Origin of the sequence: Micromonospora sp. HM5-17, from assembly GCF_003762835.1 — a bacterium.
In the GTDB taxonomy this organism is placed as follows: domain Bacteria; phylum Actinomycetota; class Actinomycetes; order Mycobacteriales; family Micromonosporaceae; genus Plantactinospora.
On the sequence record NZ_RJWA01000002.1, the window covers coordinates 956,088 to 974,105 of the forward strand.

The following is an 18,018-nucleotide window of genomic DNA, read 5'->3' on the forward strand; positions in this document are numbered from 1 at the left end:
CGCGCCCGATCGCGCGAGATCCGACAGGAGCACCGAGCATCATGAGCAAGCCACGACCAATTTCCGGATTTCCGGAGTGGGCGCCGCCGCAGCGGATGATCGAGCAGTACGTCCTCGACCGGATCCGTACCACCTTCGAGCTGTACGGCTTCGCGCCGCTGGAGACCCGCGCGGTGGAGCCGCTGGACCAGCTACTCCGCAAGGGAGAGACCTCCAAGGAGGTCTACCTGATCAGCCGACTCCAGGACGAGGACGGCCCCACCGTCGGCGAGGGCACCCTGGGGCTGCACTTCGACCTGACCGTGCCGCTCGCCCGGTACGTCCTGGAGAACGCGGGCAGGCTGCACTTCCCGTTCCGCCGCTACCAGATCCAGAAGGTGTGGCGGGGCGAGCGCCCGCAGGAGGGACGCTACCGGGAGTTCACCCAGGCCGACATCGACATCGTCGACCGGGACACCCTGTCGGCGCACCACGAGGCGGAGATGCCGCTCGTCATCGGCGACGCGCTCGGCGGGTTGCCGCTGGGCAGCACCGACGGGCGGTTGCCGATCCGCATCCAGGTCAACAACCGCAAGATCTGCGAGGGCTTCTACCGCGGCATCGGCCTGGCCGACCCGATGGCGGCGCTGCGCGCGGTGGACCGGCTCGACAGGGTCGGCCCGGACGGGGTGAGGACGCTGCTGATCGAGACCGCCGGGGCGACCGAGGCGCAGGCCAAGGCGTGCCTGGCGCTGGCCGAGATCTCCGCCCCGGACGCGTCGTTCGCCGACGCGGTGCGGCAGCTGGGGGTGACCGACCCGCTGCTGGACGAGGGGCTGGCCGAGCTGGTCGCGGTGATGGAGAACGCCGCCGCGCACGCGCCGGGGCTCTGTGTCGCCGACCTGCGGATCGCCCGGGGGCTCGACTACTACACCGGCACCGTCTACGAGACCCAGCTGCGCGGCTTCGAGCGTTTCGGGTCGATCAGCTCCGGCGGCCGGTACGACAACCTGGCCAGCGACGAGCACGTCCGGTTCCCCGGTGTCGGCATCTCGATCGGGGTGACCCGGTTGCTCGGCCTCCTCTTCGGCGCGAACGCGCTGTCGATCTCCCGCAGCGTACCGACCTGTGTGTTGGTGGCGCTGGTCTCCGAGGAGCGGCGGGCGGAGAGCAACCGGATCGCCGACGCGTTGCGGCGGCGCGGCATCCCCACCGAGGTCGCCCCGTCGGCCGCCAAGTACGGCAAGCAGATCCGGTACGCCGAGCGGCGGGGTATCCCGTACGTCTGGTTCCCCGGGGTGGACGGCGCGGGGGACGAGGTGAAGGACATCCGCTCCGGTGAGCAGGTGGGGGCGAGCGCGGACGTCTGGCAGCCGCCGGCGGCCGACCTCCACCCGACGATCGGCTGACGGCTGCACCGCGGGCCCGTCCGGTGTCATCGGAGACCGGACGGGTCCGCCGGCGTCTCCGCGGGCGCAGGCCGGCGGAGCGGAGCAGTCACCGCGGCGCCGGCCGGTGATTGCACCGCGGCTGCGGAACGAGGCGACGGAGGGTCGGCATCCGTCGCTATGTCCCGCCTGCCGGGGATGCCGGAGCTTTCGCCGGGACCGGTGCGTCGGCGACCCGGACTACCATGACGTGGCATGTCTGTCGATGCGACGAGGCTCGATGGGTCGACGCTCCGGGGCGGTCACCGCCGCGACGGGGATCCAACCGTGGCCGACCGGTGATGACCGGCGACCACGACGCGGCCCGGATGACCGGCGGGCCGACACCTCGTACCGCCGGCGGCACCGGGCGGCGGATCGGCGCCCGGCCCGCTTCCGGCATCGCCTGGGAACCGGCGTGGACCTGGGGACCACCGGAGCGCCAACCGCGATCGCTGTGGAGTCGGCCCGGGCCCTACCACCCGGTGCCGGCCTGGGTCACCCGGCTGACCAGCTACCCGGACGATCGGACACCCCGGGTCGTGGTCTCCAGCTATGCCGGCACGCGGGTCGTGCTCGATCTCCGCGACGGCCGGGTGATCGGCGCGCCGGACGAGCGTCCCAACGCCAGCGTCTGCGCCCCGGTTCGGATCGACGGCGAGCGCATGATCGTCTCCGGCGGGGTCGCCGGTCATCTCCAGCTGAGCGACCTGGCCAGCGGGCGACCCCGGTGGCGGCGCTGGTGCGGTGACATCCGTTCGCTGGCGACCGCGACCCTCGCCGGCCGTCCGGTCGCGGTGCTGGCCGGCAGCGCGCCCCAGCTCCAGATCTGGTCGCTCGCCGCCAACCGGGGGGACCGGCTGGCGGTCGTCCGGGCGGGCACCGGGCGGGTCGCCGCGCTGGCCGCGACCAACCTGGGCGACGATGTCGTGGTGGCGCTCGGCGGTACCACCGGCCGGATCACGCTCTGGCGGCTGAGCGTCACCAACGGGACCGGGAGCGGGGTGCGGATCGCGTCGCTCGGCGAGTACGGCTTCGAGGCGCCGGGTCTGGTCAGCACGCTGGAGTTCGTGTGGTGGCAGGGCCGGCCCGTGCTGCTCGGCGCGGCCGGGCGGCTGGCCCGGGCCTGGGAGGCGGCGGGCGGATCCCCGCTCGGGCCGTCGTTCGCGGGGCACGGTGGGGCGGTCAACGCGGTCGCGGTGGGCCGGTACGGTGCCCGTCCGGTGGTGTGGAGCAGCGACGACGCGACGGTCCGGGCCTGGCTACCGGAGACCGGCGGGCAGGTGGGGGAGGCGTTCCACTACCCGTACGAGGCGGCGCTGACCAGCATGACGGTGGCGGAGATCGACGGCGGGCCGATGCTGGTCAGCGGAGACGCCGCGGGGCTGGTCTGGGTGTGGGACCCGGAGCGGCCGTACCCCTTCCACCGGGCCGGCTCCCGGCGGATCGGCTCCGGACTGGCCGGAGTCGGCCCGGCCGGCTGTGGAGCGGCGGGCTGCGGGACGGCCGACCCGGCCTCCGACGTGGCGGCGTCCGGGCCGGAGTCCGACCCGGCCGCGTCCGGTGGCGACCGGGTACGGCTGGCCGGTACGACGCGCGACGGTCGGCCCGTCGTCCTCGCCGGCGGGGCCGACGGGGTGGTCCGGGGTTTCGCCGGCCCGGACGGTGCCGAGGTTCCGGTCCCCGATACGACGGCCTGGCGGGACGGTGTCCGGAGGGCGCCCGCGTCGGTTGCCGGGCTCCCGGACGCTCCGGTGCTGGTGCCGGGGAGCCATCCGACGCTGGCCCGCGTCACCCCCGACGGGGTCGACCTCTGGGATCCGGCCACGGGGGAGTACCTCGGCCTGGTCGGGCCGCTCCCGACGGGCACACCGGCGTCCGCCGGTCGACTCGGGCCGATGGCCTCGACCCGGGTCGACGGCGTCTGGACGCTGCTCTTCGCGGCCGGTTCCACCGTGCACCGGGCCGACATCGCCGCCGGTACGCCGGTCGTGGCCTGGCACGGCCACACCAGGCCGATCCACGCGATCGCCACCGCCGAGCTGGACGGTGTGCCGGTCGGGCTCACCGCCGCCGGGGACGACACGGTACGGCTCTGGGACCTGCGCTCCGGTCGAGGGCTCGGCGTGGTGCTGGCCGGGCACGGCGGTGCGGCGTACGCCGTCGCCGGGGCGACGGTCGACGGGCGGGCGCTGGTCTTCGGCGCGGGCCGTAGCGGCCTGGTCCGCGGCGTCGACGTGACCGAGCTGCTCCGGACCGATCCGCCGCCGGCCGCCGGGCCGGACGGGACCGGTGGTGGGGGCGCCGACACCTCTTGGGCGGAGTCTCCCGAGCCGACGCTGATGCTGACCGCGACCGGGCCGGTGCGGTCCCTCGCGGTGGTCCGGTCCGGGTGGGACAGTTGGCTGGTGGTGGCGGACGGCGCCCTGCTGCTCTGGTGTCCCGTCGTGGACGATCGTCAACCGCGCTGGACGAGCGAACTCGGTGCTCCGGTGACCGGTCTGGTGGCGCTGCCCGGGCTGCTGGTCGCGGCGGCCGGCGATGGCCTGGTCGCCTATCGTCCGGCCGCCCCGCCCGGTGGCCCGCCCGGAGGGCGGAGGATCGGCGCCGGCTGATCGCCGACCGGGGGCGGGCCATGCCGTCGCCCTTGGTGACGGTGGCGGCCGACCAGGGTCGGGGTCAGGCCGTCGGGGGCTCGTCGATCGGTACCTCGAAGAGCAGACATGACGAGGTGGCGTGGGCGATCAGCCGTCCCCGTTCGTCGGTCAGCCGCGACTCGGCCAGCGCGACCCGGCGTCCGCGCTGGATGACCGTGCCCTCGCAGCGCAGCACGCCGCTCTCCAGCGTGGCCGGGCGGAGGAACTTGACGTTGAGATCCAGCGAGGTGTAGCCGATCCCGGCCGGGAGCGTGCTGTGTACCGCACACCCGGCGGCGGTGTCCAGCAGGATGGAGAGCACACCGCCGTGCACCGAACCGAGCGGGTTGTAGTGGAACTCCTGCACGGTCATCTCAAGCGTCACCCGGCCCTCGTCGGCGGTCATCCGGTCCAGCCCGATCAGGTGCATCACCGGCGGGGGCGGCACCTCCCCGGCGGTGACGGCGCGGAGCAGGGCGAGCCCGTCGCGTCGGCCGACCAGGGCGGCGTTCTCGGCGGGATCGGACCAGGAGAAGGTGCGGTGCCGGAGGCCCGGCTGCGTCTGAGTCATGGACGCAGCCTGGCAGGAGCTTGCTGGGTCTGTCAATGAGACCTAGCCTGGCGGGATGGCGGCACCCGAGGCGCTCAACTGGTCGGTGGAGAACTGCACGATCGCCCGTGCCATGGCGATCATCGGCGAACGGTGGACCCTGGTGGTGCTCCGGGAGATCTTCAGCGGGATCCGTCGCTTCGACGACATGCGCAAACGGACCGGGATTCCTCGTCAGGTGCTCGCCGCCCGGCTCGCGATGCTGGTCGAGCGGGGCGTCCTGCGCCGGGAGCCGTACCGGGAGCCGGGCGCACGGCTGCGCCACGAGTACCGGCTCACCGAGATGGGGCTGGAGCTGTGGCCGGTGCTGGTGGCGGTGCTGGCCTGGGGCGACCGCTACCTGGCCGACCCGGAGGGCTCGGCGCTCACGGCCGTACACCGGGACTGCGGAGCCGAGGTGCGGGTGGCGCTGCGCTGTGCCGCCGGGCACGAGGTGGCCCGATCCCGGGACGTTGTTCCCCGCCCCGGTCCCGGCGCCCGCCGCCGCACCTGACGACGAGCCACCGGGCCGGTCCATCCGTTCCGGTACGACGCCGGCTACCAGCGGAAACCGGCGGCGTACGAGACGTTCGCCAGCACCCGCTGCCCGCTGGTGTTGGGGTGGAAGTAGTCCCAGCCGGAGAGGTGGTCCAGGGTGAACGGGTAGCCGAAGACCGCGTTGCCGTCGAACCGGCAGTTCGGGCCGTACGCGGCACAGGCCTGGGCGAGCTGGGTGTTGTAGTCGATGACGCGCTGTCGTACCCGGTTGCGGCGGTCCACGTCGGCCTGGGCTGTGGAGGTCGGGTTGGCCAGCATCGACTGGCAGATCCCAAAGAGCGACCAGGCGGTCCGCGCGAGGATGTCGCCCCGGCCGACGGACCAGAGCCGATGGAGGTCCGGAATGCTGATCACGAGGACCCTGGCGTTCGGCAGCCCGGACCTCAGCCGGTTGAGTGCGGTGTCGATGTTGGCCCGGAACGTGGTCACCGGGGTCATGGTGGACTCGGAGCTGGTGCAGGCGTCGTTGGCGCCGATCAGCATGGTGACGTAGTCGACGTTCTGTGCGACGGCCGCGTCGGCCTGGCCCGGCATGTCCGCCGACTTCGCGCCGGAGCGGGCGACGTTGTGGTTATGGCCGTTGATCGCCGGGTTCACCGCGCGGATCCGCAGGTAGTGGCTGTTCACGGCGGAGTCGGTGCCGGTGCTGAACGACCGGGACGGGCAGTCGACGTACCAGCCGCAGGCGTTGAAGCCGCGGGTGATCGAGTCACCCATGCTGGCCATCGACGCGGGCGGGGGACCGGGGTCGGCGCCGGCCGGAGCGGCGGTGAGCACGACCGAGGAGACGAGGACGGCGGTGGCGAGCAGCGTGGTGCGAAGCCTTCGCCAGCGGCGGGGGACGGTGGTGGACATCGGTGGCCTCCGGATCGCGGTGCCTGGGCCAGAAGCGGGGGGTGGTCCGATCGGGACCGGGCCGGTTGGCGGTCATCCCGTCGGGGTGGTCCGCTCGAAGTGACCGGTGGGAAGTGCGCCAGAGCATAGAGAGGACAGTCACCCTCCTCAATGGTCGTGTCAGGTCGCGGTCAGCATCTGATGCATAAGGCGTACGTCCCTATCGAGTCGATATGGCGGATGTCTTGTTCATGATCTTATATGTCTGAATACTCGGGAACGATGTGCCGTTGTTCGGTGCAGAACCCTCCAAACCCCCCTATGGGAGGCCCTCCATGCGATCCACGAGGTCCCCACTCCGTCGTGTCGCGGTGGCCATCACCGCCGGCACCCTGGTGGCCGGAGTGCTGGCCGGCGCCCCCGTCCACGCCGCACCCGCCGTCGTCGCGTCCCCGGACGCCGCCACGGCGCTCTCCGAGCGGCTCGGCGCCCGCTCCGCCGGGACGTACCTCGACGAGGTGAGCGGCAAGATGGTCGTGACGGTGACCGACGAGGCCGCCGCCCGCGAGGTCCGGGCCGCCGGCGCGATCCCGCGCATCGTCGCCCGCGGCGCCGCCGAGCTCGCCAAGGTCACCGCGGCGCTCGACGCGTCGGCCCGGATCCCCGGCACCGCCTGGTATGTCGACCCGGTCAGCAACCAGGTGGTGGTGGACGTGGACAGCACGATCACCGGCGCCACGCTCGCCAAGATCAAGTCCGTGATCGCCCCGTACGGCGACGCGGCCCGGATCCAGCCGATCCCCGGCATCCTGAGCACCACGATCTCTGGCGGCAACGCCATCTACACCGGCGGCAGCCGCTGCTCGCTCGGCTTCAACGTCCGCAGCGGCAACACCTACTACTTCCTCACCGCCGGACACTGCACCAACGCGGGGGCCAACTGGTCGGCCAGCTCGGGCGGCTCGGTGATCGGCACCCGCGCCGGCAGCAGCTTCCCCGGCAACGACTACGGCATCGTCCGGTACGCGAGCGGCGTGGGCCAGCAGCCGGGCGACGTGTACCTGTACAACGGCAGTTACCGGGACATCACCGGCGCCGCCAACCCGACGGTCAACCAGTCGGTGCAGCGGAGCGGCAGCACCACCGGGCTGCGCAGCGGCCGGGTGACCGCGCTGAACGCCACCGTCACCTACCAGGGCAGCGGCACGGTCTCCGGGCTGATCCGGACCACGGTCTGCGCCCAGCCGGGCGACAGCGGCGGCCCGCTCTTCGCCGGCAACACCGCGCTGGGCCTCACCTCCGGCGGCAGCGGTAACTGCACGACCGGCGGCGTCACCTACTTCCAGCCGGTCGTCGAGGCGCTGAACGCGTACGGCGTGAGCGTCTACTGAGCGACCGTCTCCTGATCTGATCCGATCCGATCATCCCTCGACCGGCGTGGCCGGGGACCACCGTGACGGTCGGTACGTCCGGACCGGCAGCGGCCCCGACCACGCCGGTCACGGCGTGTCCCGGCCGGCGTCCGGCACCGCGCGCCGGCGGTGACGGGACCACCGACGGGAGACGAGGACGACGGTGAGTGGCCAGAGTCCCTCCGTGCCGGAGGTCACCCCCTCGGCCAGCCCCGCCGTGGCGCCGTCGGGCAACTGTAGGGCGAGCCAGAGTCCGGAGCCGAGCATCACCCCGGTCGCGGCGAGCGCCGCGGGAGGGCGGAGCACCCACGGCCGGTCCCGGGGTACGACCGGCCCGCTTCGCCCGGTGCCGCCGGATTGTCGCCGGGCACGGGGCAGCAGGGCCACCGCCGGCCAGAGCCCGAGCGCGACGAAGCCCACCACGGCCGAGATCCCGTGGGCAGGCGGGGTGGCCGAGTCGACCTTCGGGACCGAGGCGACCACGATGGTGGCGACGCCGCCGAGCCCGTACACCGCGCGGGCGACCAGTGGGACGACACGCAGGCCGAGCGCGGTCACCAGGTGCGCCACCCCGAGCCCCGCGAGGCAGGTGATCAGGATCAGCCGGTCCACCATGCCGAACGAGGCGAGCACGCTGATGGTGTCCGCGACCGGGTCGTACCCGTCGGGTCGGCGGACCGCCGCCAGCGTCCAGCCGGTGGCCAGCAGCACCGGTGCCGCCACCGAGGAGAGCACCCCCCACCAGGGCACCGCAGGCATGTCCTGACCCTACGGCCGGACCCGGGTCCGGCAGGCCGAGTCGGCCGATACTCCGTCATCCCCGATCCGGGGTGAGGACGCCCGGGCGGGGATGCCCGGGTCAGGATGGCCGTTGTCAGGGCCGCCCGGGCCGGGCGGAGCCAGCCGAGGAACCGGGTGAACGGGGCGGCCGGATCGGGTCCGGGCTCCGGATCGAGCCGGTCCAGGTCGCCTGCGTCGGTGCGCTCACGCCCGATCTTGGGCCTGGCGGACCGTCCGGCGGGTACGGCGGGACGAGCGGCGGCGGGTTGATCCGGTCCGGGCACGGCCAGCGGTCACCGCAGCGGCAGCGCCGCGACCAGGGACGCCGCCAGTCGCGACAATGCTGTGGGGCGTACCGGACGGGCGTGGGCGGGCGGCGCGACAGTGACCACATCGGACGACCTCCGGGGATGCCTGGGTTGAAGCCCCGGGGACCGGTTCGGCAGGCGAGGCGGGGGCCCGGTCCCCGGGGCGGGGAAGCGCCCACCGGTCGGGCTCCGGTCGCCGTCGGGCGCGTTTCCCGGTTCACAGTCTGGTGATCCAGGCACTACTGTCGGAAGCCTCCACCCGGCGACCCAGGTCGATGTCCGGGGCCAATCAACCAAGGTAAGGAGCCTGTCCGTGGCCGAATCGCCCTCCACACTCAGCCTCTTCGCCGGCGAGCTACGCCGGTTCCGCAGCATGGCCAAGCTGTCCCAGGAGGGCCTGGCCCAGCGGATCAACTTCTCGGCGGCGCTGGTTGCGAAGGTCGAGCTCTGTCAGCGTCGCCCGACCAGGGACTTCGCCAAACGGTGCGACGCCGTGTTGGAGACCGGCGGACTGCTGGAACGGATCCACGAGGTGCTCGGGCCAGGTCCGATCCTGCCCTGGTTCCGGCAGTGGGCGGCCTTCGAGCAGGAGGCGATCGCGCTCCGCTGCTTCGAGCTGTCGGTGGTTCCGGGGCTTCTGCAGACCGAGGCGTACGCGCGGGCGCTGCTCGCCAGTGGTGGCCTGCTGACGGGGGAACGGGTCGAGCAGCAGGTGGCCGCCCGATTGGCCCGGCAGGAGATGCTGGCCCGGGACATCCCGCCGATGTTCACCGCCGTAATCGACCAGCGGGTGCTGCACCAGCCGGTCGGCGGACCGGCCGTGATGCGGGAGCAGCTTCTGCACATCGCGAAGGTGTGCGCCGAGCGGCCCCGGGTCCGAATGCAGGTCGTGCCGACGAGCGCCGGCGCGTACGCTGGGCTGAACGGCCCCTTCGTGATCGCCACCCTCGTCGACGGCGACGACGTCGCCTGCCTGGACGACCAGCTTCAGGGACGGCTGGTCGAGCGCAGTGACGACATCACCGTCGTCCGGCAGCTCTGGGAGTCGATCCGGAGTGAGGCCCTGAACGAGCAGCAGTCCATCGAGTTGATCCTGGAAGTGGCGGAGTCATGGAACTGACCGGCGCGGTCTGGCGGAAGAGCAGCCGCAGCAACGGCCACGGCGGCAACTGTGTCGAGGTGGCGGACAACCTGCCCGGCGTGGTGGGGGTACGGGACAGCAAGGATCCGAACGGGCCGGTGCTGATCTTCGAGACGGACGCCTGGCGAGCCTTCGTCCACACCGTCGCGTCACGGTAGGCGGCGCGCAGCCGGCGCGGTTGCCTGTGCCCGTCGGTCGCCGGCCTGGCTGGTGACTCGTCACGGCTCGTCACGCGGGTACGCCACCCAGCGATCGACGCCTTCGGACCCGTCCTCATGCGACCATGGAGGAGACACCATCGTGAGCAGCCAAGTGAAGGAAATCGCGCGAGTTGATCTTTAGCGCCCCAGGTCACGAAGTCTCTTCCCCGCGTACGCGGGGGTGATCCCTCGTGTGATGGGAATCGCGGTAGTCAAGCAGCCTCTTCCCCGCGTACGCGGGGGTGATCCTCGGGCACCATCACCGGCACCCTCGATCCACTGCTCTTCCCCGCGTACGCGGGGGTGATCCCCTGTGTCCGGAACCGCCGCTCGGCGTGGCGACCCTCTTCCCCGCGTACGCGGGGGTGATCCCCGACGGATTGCCAGCGCCGCCAGCGGGTGGGCCTCTTCCCCGCGTACGCGGGGGTGATCCCCATCTTGGTCACCGTCCGCCCTTTCTCGATGGCTCTTCCCCGCGTACGCGGGGTGATCCCTGCACGGTGCGCCAATCCTCGCCGACGCCGTACTCTTCCCCGCGTACGCGGGGGGTGATCCCGCCCTCAAGACCACCGGTGGCGGTGATGGCCTCTCTTCGCCGCGTACGCGGGGTTGTCGGCGACGGTTGAACCTTGACCCTTTGGCGTCGGGTGAATCGGGACCCCTTATTTCGTCTGGATCGTTGCTTGTGGTTTCGGTGGTGTTGGCTGCCGGGACGCAGCTGAGGTCCGGTTGCGTAGCCGGTAGCCGTCGCCCTTTGAGAGGAGATGACCTCGGCGTGGTGGACGATGCGGTCGGTCATGGCGGCGACGGTGTCGTCGCCGAAGACCTCGTCCCGGTAGCGATTGGTCCCGTCTACGAGTGTGTCTCGACCGTTGCGCTGGAGTGGGCCGTTGCTGCTTGCTGCGTCGGTAGTCTCTCGGTTGACCGACTTGTCATCGACTCTGGACCAGGCTCCGTTCTCCTGTCGGGATAGGTGATCTTGATGTATCAAGTGAAGGAAATCGTGCGAGTTGATCTTTAGCGCCCCAGGTCAAGAAGTCTGTTCCCCGCGCACGCGGGGGTGATCCCCTGTTCGGCTCACTGCCAGCGACGGCAGAGGACTGTTCCCCGCGCACGCGGGGGTGATCCCTTATACGAGCCCGGCGACGATTCCGCCGAGATCTGTTCCCCGCGCACGCGGGGGTGATCCACCGGCGCGTGTCCGCGCATCGGAGCCGGACCGGACTGTTCCCCGCGCACGCGGGGGTGATCCCCAGCCCCGCGAGTACATGGCGAGCTGCATCGCCTGTTCCCCGCGCACGCGGGGGTGATCCCCGCGGGCACGGACCAGATCCGATGCGGGGCGTCCTGTTCCCCGCGCACGCGGGGGTGATCCCGAGTCCGCGCCGGCCGACATGGCCTTGCTCGCCCTGTTCCCCGCGCACGCGGGGGTGATCCGTATGAGTCAGCAGATTGTCATCGTGGGATGACCTGTTCCCCGCGCACGCGGGGGTGATCCCCAGGCTCCCCAAACCCAAGCCGGCCGACGCGCCTGTTCCCCGCGCACGCGGGGGTGATCCCTCGATGAGCTAGAGGCCCTAGGCGCCATCGTGGCTGTTCCCCGCGCACGCGGGGGTGATCCGGATGGTGGAACTTCCAAGGCGCGCGGCGTGAACTGTTCCCCGCGCACGCGGGGGTGATCCTTTGGGCCAGTCGTCCGGCTCCGGACGGTGGAGGGGCGACCCTATTGCCGCGCACGCGGATCGACCTCGCGTCGGCCTGCGATTGCGAGGGTGTTTTACGCTGACTCGCGCTCGTCGAGTGTTCGGGAGGTTTGGGTGCGCAACCGGCGCCGTGCCCGCGTTGCTGTCACGGGGATGATGGCTGTCCTGGCGGTTACCAGTCTCGGCTGCGGCTTCGTGCGGGATCTCGTTCCCAAGTCGAACGCCGACCCGCGGGAAGCCTCGGAAGACCAACCGACCTACGACTCAAACGCCATGGGCGAGGTCGTCGGGACGAACTGCCGCTACGACAGGGATTCCCGACAGTTCAAGTACGACATCTCGGTGCAGAACGCCTCGTCGGAGCACACCTTCACGTACAACATCTTGATCAACTTCACGGGCGGCGACACTCCCTTCTCGGATGACAGTTTCGGCGGCCAGAGCCTCCAGGTGACGGTGGCCGCAGGCCGGGATCGAAAGCTCACCGTGACCCAGGGCTACACCATGACCAAGCGCACCTACTACAACTGCACCATTACCTCTGCCACGAAGTCGTTGGCCGACTAACCGTGGGAGCCTCGCCTCGGCCCGCAGAATCTGTCCGAGGTGGATGACCGCTGTCCGTGATCCGTCAGTCCGGTATGTGCCTGGTGACCCCGATGTCTGGTAACACTGGGTTATCCGGGGAGGCGGGATCCGTCGATCTTCGGCCTGGCGGCCCGGCCAGCGGTCCGGGCGGCGCCCCGGGAGACCGGTGGGCGGGCGGAGCAGCGTCGGGCGGTTGCCCGACGCGACTCCGACTCCTTCACCACGGTCTGTACGGGAGAGACCATGCCCGCACCACTCACCCCACTCGCCCGGTGGCCCGGCCCGGCCACCACCGGCGTACCGGCGGCAGCCCGACTGACGTCCTCGGGTCCGCTGGACCTGAAGCGGGACGGCGAGGTCGTCACCGACCTCCACGTCACCGGGTACGTCAACGTCTACGCCCGGGACGTCGTCATCCGTCGCACGAAGATCACATGTGCGGGCGGGCCGTTCGCGATCCGCACGCTCGGTTCGGCGGTCAACCTCCTGGTCGAGGACGTGGAGATCGACGGGCGAGGATGGGCCTCCGCCGCCGTCCATCTTGACGACTACACACTCCGCCGGGTCGACATCCACCACGTCCGGGACGGTGTCCGGCTCGGTTCCCGGACCGTTGTGGTCGACTCCTGGATCCACGACCTCGTCCCGGCCCCGGGCTCGCACAACGACTGTCTGCGCGTCTCCGACGCCACCGACGTGGTCGTCCGACACAACCGCCTCGACGCGTACCAGCCCGACACCGGAGAACCGCTGAACTCGTGCCTGCTGCTCGACGGCGCCGTCCACAATCTCCGGTTCGAGGAGAACTACTGCGACGGGGGCGCCTACAGCGTCACGATCCGCCCCGAACTGGTCGCCTCGAACGTCGTCATCCGGGGCAACGTCTTCGGCCGCCGCTACCGGCTCGGTGCCGTCAGCCGGCCCGGCCACCCGGGAGTGCACTGGGCCGACAGCAACGTCTGGTGTGACGACGGCCGCCCGGTGGCCTGATCCGCGTCCTCCGGCGGGAACGGCGGTCGGCGTACCGGGAGGAACGACCATGGTCGGACCGACCCGCCCCGGCGGCCTCCGCGATCGGTCAGCTCGCCCCTCCGTACCCGGGAGGGTGGTATTTACTCAGCAAGTACTTATCGAGTAAGTTGGCGGCCATGCAGCGGAACGCGGTGCGGTGGGGGCTGCTCGCCCTCTTCGCCGACGGCCCCAAGTACGGCTACCAGCTGAGAACCGAGTTCGACGCCCGTACCGGCGGTACCTGGGCGCTCAACGTCGGGCAGCTCTACACCACCCTCGAACGGCTCGACCGGGACGGCCTGGTCGCCAAGGCCGGCACCAACGACGAGGGGCGCACCATCTACGCCATCACCGACAAGGGTCGGCAGGCGTTGGCAAACTGGTTCGCCACCCCGGTCACCGACACCGACCGCCCCCGCAGCGAGCTGGCGATCAAGCTCGCCATCGCGGCGGCCACCCCGGACGTCGACGTGGCCGCCGTCATCCAGGCCCAGCGGACGGAGTCGATGCGGCAGATGCGGGACTTCACCGACCTGCGTCGGGCCGCCGACCCCAGCCGCGACGACATCACCTGGCTGCTCCTGCTGGACCATCTGGTCTTCACGCTCGAGAGCGAGATCCGCTGGCTCGACCACGTCGAGGCCACCGTGCTGCGCCGACGCCGCGCCCGTCGGTCGGCCGCGCCCCGAGCCGCCGCCGCACCCGACCCGGCTGCCGCCGAACCCGGCGTGGCCGAGGGGGAGCGGGTGCGATGACCGACGTGGTGCTGCGGTTCACCGCCGTGACCCGGGTCTTCCGCTCCGGCGATACCGAGGTACGAGCCCTGGACGAGGTGAGCTTCGAGGTGGGTGCGGGGGAGCTGGTCGCCGTGATGGGGCCGTCCGGCTCGGGCAAGTCCACCCTGCTCGCCCTCGCCGGCGGGCTTGACGCGCCCACCCGGGGAACGGTCGAGGTCGAGGGCGTCGCCCTCGCCGGACTGGACGCCGCCACCCTGGCGCGGCTGCGCCGGGACCGGATCGGCTACGTCTTCCAGGACTACAACCTGATCACCGACCTCACCGCCGCGGAGAACGTCGCGCTGCCCCGGGAACTCGCCGGGGTACGGCCGCGCCTCGCCCGCCGCGAGGCGCTCGACGCGCTCACCCGGGTCGGCCTCGGCGAGCTGGCCGACCGCTTCCCCGACCAGCTCTCCGGCGGGCAGCAGCAGCGGATCGCGATCGCCCGGGCCCTGGTCGGGCAGCGGCGGCTCGTCCTCGCCGACGAGCCCACCGGGGCGCTGGACTCGGAAACCGGCGAGGCGGTGCTCGAGGTGCTACGGGCGCAGGTCGATGCCGGCATCGCGGGGGTGCTCGTCACCCACGAGCCCCGGTACGCCGGCTGGGCCGACCGCACGATCTTCCTCCGTGACGGCCGGCTGGTCGACTCCACCGGACCCCGCACCACCGCGGAGCAGCTTCTCGGGGGTCGGGCATGACCGGCGAGTACCTCGGATCCTGGCGCACCGCGCTCCGGATCGCCCGGCGGTCGGTCCGGCGCAACCGGGGACGCAGCGCCCTGATCCTGCTGATGCTGTTCCTGCCGGCGTACGCCGCCACCGTCCTGGTGGTCGCCTGGGCCAACCTGGGCACCCCTGACCGGGACGCCGACTTCAAGCTCGGTCGTGCCGATCTGGTGCTCTCCGCGGCGCCGTCCGACCTCGCCGAGCTCTCCACCATGCTCCCGACCGGCAGCCGTACCGCGCCACACGCCACCGGCCGGACCGTGGTCGCCCTGCCCGGCGAGCGACTGAACAGCTACGAGTACGAGGCGACGGATCCGACCGACCCGCTGAACCGGGGCCGGTACGTCGTCCGGGCCGGCGTCCCGCCCCGGGGCGCGACCGAGGTGGCGGTGACCCGGGCACTCGCTGACCAGATCGACGTCACGCTCGGCGACCGGATCGAGGCGGGGATGCCGCTGCGCCAGCTGACCGTGGTCGGAATCATCGACATTAGTCGATCATTGCGGCTGCCCGCGCTGGTCGTCCCGGCCGACGCACCGCTGTCGGCCGGGGCAAGCCGGTCACTGCTGGTCGACCTTCCCGCGGGTGCGGGCTGGTCGGGCCCACCGCCCGGCGCGCGCTACGAGACGGGTCCCAACGGCGAAGCCGTGCCGAGCGGGATCTCGTTCGGCATGCTCACCCGTGCCGACACCGTGCCGTCCCTGGAGCAGCGGGCGATGCAGGCGGCAGCCGTGACCCTCGTGGTCAGCTTTGCGGCGGCCCAGGTGACGCTCCTCGTCGGCGCGGCGTTCCTGGTCGGCGCGCGCCGGCAGCGGCGAGAACTCGCCCTGGTGGCGGCGGCCGGCGGCACCCCGCGCCAGGTGGGTCGGATCGTGCTCGCCGCCGGGCTGTTGCTCGGAGCCGTCGCGGCCGGTGCCGCGGCGGTGCTCGGGGTCGCCACCGTCGCCCTCGCCGGGCCGGCCGTCGAACGGATCTCCGACCACCCGTTGCTCGACATCTCCGTACCGGTCTGGTCCGTCGTCGGCGTGGTGACGGTGACCGTCCTGGTCGGGCTGGCCGCCACGTATCTGCCCGCCCGCGCCGCGGCCAGGGAACTGGTCCGGGCCAGGCTCGGCGGCCAGCGGGACCGGTCCCGGGCGGACCTGGCCTGGCTGGTGGCGGGTCTGCTGCTGCTCGGTGCCGGTGTGGCGGCGCTGCTCTGGTCGGCGCACCCAGACGGTCGGGTCGAACTGATCGCGCTCGGCGGGATCCTGGTGCTGCTCGGCGTCGCCGCCGCCGCGCCGGCGCTGGTCTGGGTCGTCGGCCGGCTCGCGTCCCGGCTGCCGCTGTCCGTCCGACTCGCGGTGCGGCACTCGGCCCGGCATCGGCTCCGTACCGGTGCGGCGGTCGCGGCGGTCAGCGCCGCGGTCGCCGGCAGCGTCGGACTGGGGCTGGTCGGCGCGGCCCGCGGCGACACGGCGGCGGTCTGGCGGGAGGCCCGGGACGGGCAGGTGTTGCTGCCGGCCGACGCGGCGGCCATGCTCGGGCCGGACGGCATCCGCCGCCTCACGGCGGCGCTGCCCACCCGGAGCGCGGTCATGCTGCGGATGGGCACGGACCCGAAGCTGCCTCCGGGATCCACCGTGACCATGCCGTCGTCGGACCCGGCCGTGCTGTCCAGCGCCGCCAGCTTCCAGCTCGGGATCGCGGTCGGCGGTGCCGAGACGATCCGGGCGGTCACGGGCCGGGAGGCGACCGGCGCGGAGCTCGCCGCGTTGCGCGACGGCGCCGCGGTGCTGTTCAACGACACGCTGCTGGTCAACGGCCGGACCACGGTCGCGAGCGGAAAGGCCGGACCGGTCACCGTGCCGGCCGTGGTGGCGGTGCACGGCGAGTACTTCAAGGATCTGCCCGGCATGGTGATCTCTGAGGCGACCGCGCGGTCGGTGGGACTCACCGTGACACCGGGACAGTTGCTGGTGGACACCACCCGAATGCCCCGGGCGGAGGAGATCGCCGCCGCCACGACCGTGCTGCTCCGGGCGCAGCTCGCCGCCGATCCGGTGCCGGCGGCCCCGATCCTGGTCGAGCCGGCACGGGTGCGGAGCGGCCCGACCGAGAGCCAGACGATGTTCTGGCTGCTCGCGGCCGTCAGCGCGACGGTCACCGTGGCGGCGACCGGGGTGGCGGTCGGGCTGACCATCGCCGAGCTCCGCGACGATCTCGCCACGATGAGCGCGGTCGGGGCCGGGCCCCGGCTCCGCCGCCGGATCACCGCCGCCCAGGCCGCCGTCGTTGCCGGCCTCGGTACGCCGCTCGGGCTGCTCGCCGGCCTCGGCCCATCCGCCGGGTACGTCGCGTACAACGCGTCGGTGCACTGGCGGATCCCGTGGCTGCCACTGCTGCTCATCGTCGTGGGCCCGGCGACCCTCGCCACCGGCCTCGCCGCCGCGTGCACCCGGACCCGGGCCGTCGCCGTCCCGCGCCGTCGGGCGGCCTGACCGGGCTGCACGCCCGTCGCGGGCGACGCGGGTGTGCCGGCTCGGACGCGACCGTTGTCCCGACTAACCGTGGTTGAGCACCTGTTTCTCGCCGGCCGTCACCGGGAACGGCAGCACGTTGCCGGGCGGCGGCAACGGGCAGATGAAGGCGTCGGAGAACGCGCAGGGTGGCAGCACCGCCCGGTTGAAGTCGAAGGCCACCCGGCCGGCCGTGGCCGGTAGCGGCACGAACAGGAAGCGGGCCGCCCCGTACGTCTCTCGTCCGCTGGTCGCGTCGCGGAAGGTGATGTGCGCCGTGCCGGGGTCGCCGGTGTCCAGGCCGAGAAGCGTGGCCCGCTCCTCGCCGACCCGGAAGGTGAACGTGCCGACCGCCCGGTAGTCCGCCTCGCGGTCCGAATTGGAGTGCCGGATCCGTTCGGTACGGGTCGCCGGCGCCGGCCGGAACTCGGCCTCGATCACCCAGGACGGGTCGGGCTGGTACGCGTCGATGCCGGCGAACCGGCGTACCGCGTCGGCGTCCGGGTCGAACGTGCGGACCGCCACGTCGCCGGCCCGGCGGATGATCCGGAGGTCCAGTCGGCCGACCGTCAGCCGCTGGTCGTCGCGGAGGACGGCGTCCCGGGTGAGCACGCCGTCCACCAGCAGTCCCTCGGCGTCGGCGACCCGGACGGCCGTGCCGTCGACCCACCACCTGCCCGGCACCCCGTCCAGCACCCTCGCGTCGCGCGGCGAGAGCCAGTGCGTCCCGGTCAGGGTGAGGTGGCCGCCGGGGGCGGCGACGGCGGCGATCCGCTCCGCCCGCCACCGGTGCCAGTCCTCGACGAACGTGTCAGGGTCGGTCATCGCGTTCCTCCCGTTCCGTGGCCGGCGG

At 72.4% G+C, this 18,018-nt stretch carries 15 protein-coding genes and 1 CRISPR repeat array; of the genes, 11 read left to right on the plus strand and 4 right to left on the minus strand.

All coding sequences use genetic code 11. The annotated features are described in order from the left end of the window. Nucleotides 1–41 precede the first annotated feature (41 nt). Both hisS and EF879_RS09285 read left to right on the plus strand, forming a co-directional pair. Nucleotides 42–1,388, plus strand: coding sequence for a histidine--tRNA ligase (gene hisS, locus EF879_RS09280; RefSeq protein WP_123556704.1), 1,347 nt, complete (start codon nt 42–44; stop codon nt 1,386–1,388). A gap of 320 nt (nt 1,389–1,708) precedes the next feature. Continuing rightward, nucleotides 1,709–4,021 (plus strand): WD40 repeat domain-containing protein, encoded by a 2,313-nt coding sequence (locus EF879_RS09285; RefSeq protein WP_123556705.1) that lies wholly within the window; start codon nt 1,709–1,711, stop codon nt 4,019–4,021. 64 nt (nt 4,022–4,085) lie between these two features. Here EF879_RS09285 and EF879_RS09290 read toward each other — a convergent pair whose 3' ends face one another. Further along, complete coding sequence (locus EF879_RS09290) at nt 4,086–4,613, minus strand: PaaI family thioesterase (protein ID WP_123556707.1); 528 nt, start codon at nt 4,611–4,613, stop codon at nt 4,086–4,088. A 55-nt stretch (nt 4,614–4,668) separates the two neighbouring features. On the opposite strand from EF879_RS09290, the gene EF879_RS09295 reads away from it, so the two are divergent. Continuing rightward, nucleotides 4,669–5,145, plus strand: a complete 477-nt coding sequence (locus tag EF879_RS09295) for a helix-turn-helix domain-containing protein (protein WP_123556709.1) — start codon at nt 4,669–4,671, stop codon at nt 5,143–5,145. A 44-nt stretch (nt 5,146–5,189) separates the two neighbouring features. Here the strand turns inward: EF879_RS09295 and EF879_RS09300 are convergent, their stop codons facing one another. Further along, the gene (locus EF879_RS09300; RefSeq protein WP_123556711.1) at nt 5,190–6,044 is read right to left on the minus strand and encodes a GDSL-type esterase/lipase family protein; all 855 of its coding nucleotides are present in this window, start codon (nt 6,042–6,044) and stop codon (nt 5,190–5,192) included. 314 nt (nt 6,045–6,358) lie between these two features. Between EF879_RS09300 and EF879_RS09305 the strand changes: the two genes are divergently transcribed. Continuing rightward, nucleotides 6,359–7,414, plus strand: coding sequence for a S1 family peptidase (locus EF879_RS09305; protein ID WP_123556713.1), 1,056 nt, complete (start codon nt 6,359–6,361; stop codon nt 7,412–7,414). Nucleotides 7,415–7,522: 108 nt separating this feature from the next. Here EF879_RS09305 and EF879_RS09310 read toward each other — a convergent pair whose 3' ends face one another. Next, entirely contained in the window at nt 7,523–8,194 is a 672-nt protein-coding gene (locus EF879_RS09310; RefSeq protein ID WP_123556715.1) for a DUF998 domain-containing protein, read from the minus strand. Between the two features lie 642 nt (nt 8,195–8,836). Between EF879_RS09310 and EF879_RS09315 the strand changes: the two genes are divergently transcribed. The 7 genes from EF879_RS09315 (at nt 8,837) to EF879_RS09345 (ending at nt 17,147) form a co-directional block, all read left to right on the plus strand. Beyond that, nucleotides 8,837–9,643 carry a helix-turn-helix transcriptional regulator gene (locus EF879_RS09315; protein ID WP_233604334.1) on the plus strand — a complete coding sequence of 269 codons (807 nt, stop codon included), beginning with the start codon at nt 8,837–8,839 and terminating at the stop codon, nt 9,641–9,643. Next, nucleotides 9,634–9,822 (plus strand): DUF397 domain-containing protein, encoded by a 189-nt coding sequence (locus EF879_RS09320; protein WP_123556717.1) that lies wholly within the window; start codon nt 9,634–9,636, stop codon nt 9,820–9,822. The genes EF879_RS09315 and EF879_RS09320 overlap by 10 nt, the downstream gene beginning before the upstream one ends. A 1,081-nt stretch (nt 9,823–10,903) precedes the next feature. After that, nucleotides 10,904–11,546: a CRISPR direct-repeat array (repeat unit 28 nt; unit sequence CTGTTCCCCGCGCACGCGGGGGTGATCC). A gap of 135 nt (nt 11,547–11,681) precedes the next feature. Then, nucleotides 11,682–12,134, plus strand: a complete 453-nt coding sequence (locus EF879_RS09325) for a hypothetical protein (protein WP_148086394.1) — start codon at nt 11,682–11,684, stop codon at nt 12,132–12,134. Nucleotides 12,135–12,398: 264 nt separating this feature from the next. Beyond that, the gene (locus tag EF879_RS09330) at nt 12,399–13,145 is read left to right on the plus strand and encodes a hypothetical protein (RefSeq protein WP_123556721.1); all 747 of its coding nucleotides are present in this window, start codon (nt 12,399–12,401) and stop codon (nt 13,143–13,145) included. A 158-nt stretch (nt 13,146–13,303) separates the two neighbouring features. Next, nucleotides 13,304–13,921, plus strand: coding sequence for a PadR family transcriptional regulator (locus EF879_RS09335; RefSeq protein ID WP_123556723.1), 618 nt, complete (start codon nt 13,304–13,306; stop codon nt 13,919–13,921). Beyond that, the gene (locus tag EF879_RS09340) at nt 13,918–14,640 is read left to right on the plus strand and encodes an ABC transporter ATP-binding protein (protein ID WP_123556725.1); all 723 of its coding nucleotides are present in this window, start codon (nt 13,918–13,920) and stop codon (nt 14,638–14,640) included. Before EF879_RS09335 ends, EF879_RS09340 begins: the two co-directional genes overlap by 4 nt. Next, nucleotides 14,637–17,147 carry an FtsX-like permease family protein gene (locus EF879_RS09345; protein WP_123556727.1) on the plus strand — a complete coding sequence of 837 codons (2,511 nt, stop codon included), beginning with the start codon at nt 14,637–14,639 and terminating at the stop codon, nt 17,145–17,147. The genes EF879_RS09340 and EF879_RS09345 overlap by 4 nt, the downstream gene beginning before the upstream one ends. Before the next feature lie 63 nt (nt 17,148–17,210). Here EF879_RS09345 and EF879_RS09350 read toward each other — a convergent pair whose 3' ends face one another. Continuing rightward, nucleotides 17,211–17,990: a DUF1684 domain-containing protein gene (locus EF879_RS09350; RefSeq protein WP_123556729.1), complete on the minus strand. Its 780-nt coding sequence runs from the start codon at nt 17,988–17,990 to the stop codon at nt 17,211–17,213. Between the last annotated feature and the right edge of the window lie 28 nt (nt 17,991–18,018).

What these genes read in the sequence shown, in the direction of transcription:
- hisS (WP_123556704.1), top strand. Translation starts at nt 42, where the DNA reads ATGAGCAAGCCACGACCAATTTCCGGATTTCCGGAGTGGGCGCCGCCG.
- EF879_RS09285 (WP_123556705.1), top strand. Translation starts at nt 1,709, where the DNA reads ATGACCGGCGACCACGACGCGGCCCGGATGACCGGCGGGCCGACACCT.
- EF879_RS09290 (WP_123556707.1), bottom strand. Translation starts at nt 4,613, where the DNA reads ATGACTCAGACGCAGCCGGGCCTCCGGCACCGCACCTTCTCCTGGTCC.
- EF879_RS09295 (WP_123556709.1), top strand. Translation starts at nt 4,669, where the DNA reads ATGGCGGCACCCGAGGCGCTCAACTGGTCGGTGGAGAACTGCACGATC.
- EF879_RS09300 (WP_123556711.1), bottom strand. Translation starts at nt 6,044, where the DNA reads ATGTCCACCACCGTCCCCCGCCGCTGGCGAAGGCTTCGCACCACGCTG.
- EF879_RS09305 (WP_123556713.1), top strand. Translation starts at nt 6,359, where the DNA reads ATGCGATCCACGAGGTCCCCACTCCGTCGTGTCGCGGTGGCCATCACC.
- EF879_RS09310 (WP_123556715.1), bottom strand. Translation starts at nt 8,194, where the DNA reads ATGCCTGCGGTGCCCTGGTGGGGGGTGCTCTCCTCGGTGGCGGCACCG.
- EF879_RS09320 (WP_123556717.1), top strand. Translation starts at nt 9,634, where the DNA reads ATGGAACTGACCGGCGCGGTCTGGCGGAAGAGCAGCCGCAGCAACGGC.
- EF879_RS09330 (WP_123556721.1), top strand. Translation starts at nt 12,399, where the DNA reads ATGCCCGCACCACTCACCCCACTCGCCCGGTGGCCCGGCCCGGCCACC.
- EF879_RS09335 (WP_123556723.1), top strand. Translation starts at nt 13,304, where the DNA reads ATGCAGCGGAACGCGGTGCGGTGGGGGCTGCTCGCCCTCTTCGCCGAC.
- EF879_RS09340 (WP_123556725.1), top strand. Translation starts at nt 13,918, where the DNA reads ATGACCGACGTGGTGCTGCGGTTCACCGCCGTGACCCGGGTCTTCCGC.
- EF879_RS09345 (WP_123556727.1), top strand. Translation starts at nt 14,637, where the DNA reads ATGACCGGCGAGTACCTCGGATCCTGGCGCACCGCGCTCCGGATCGCC.
- EF879_RS09350 (WP_123556729.1), bottom strand. Translation starts at nt 17,990, where the DNA reads ATGACCGACCCTGACACGTTCGTCGAGGACTGGCACCGGTGGCGGGCG.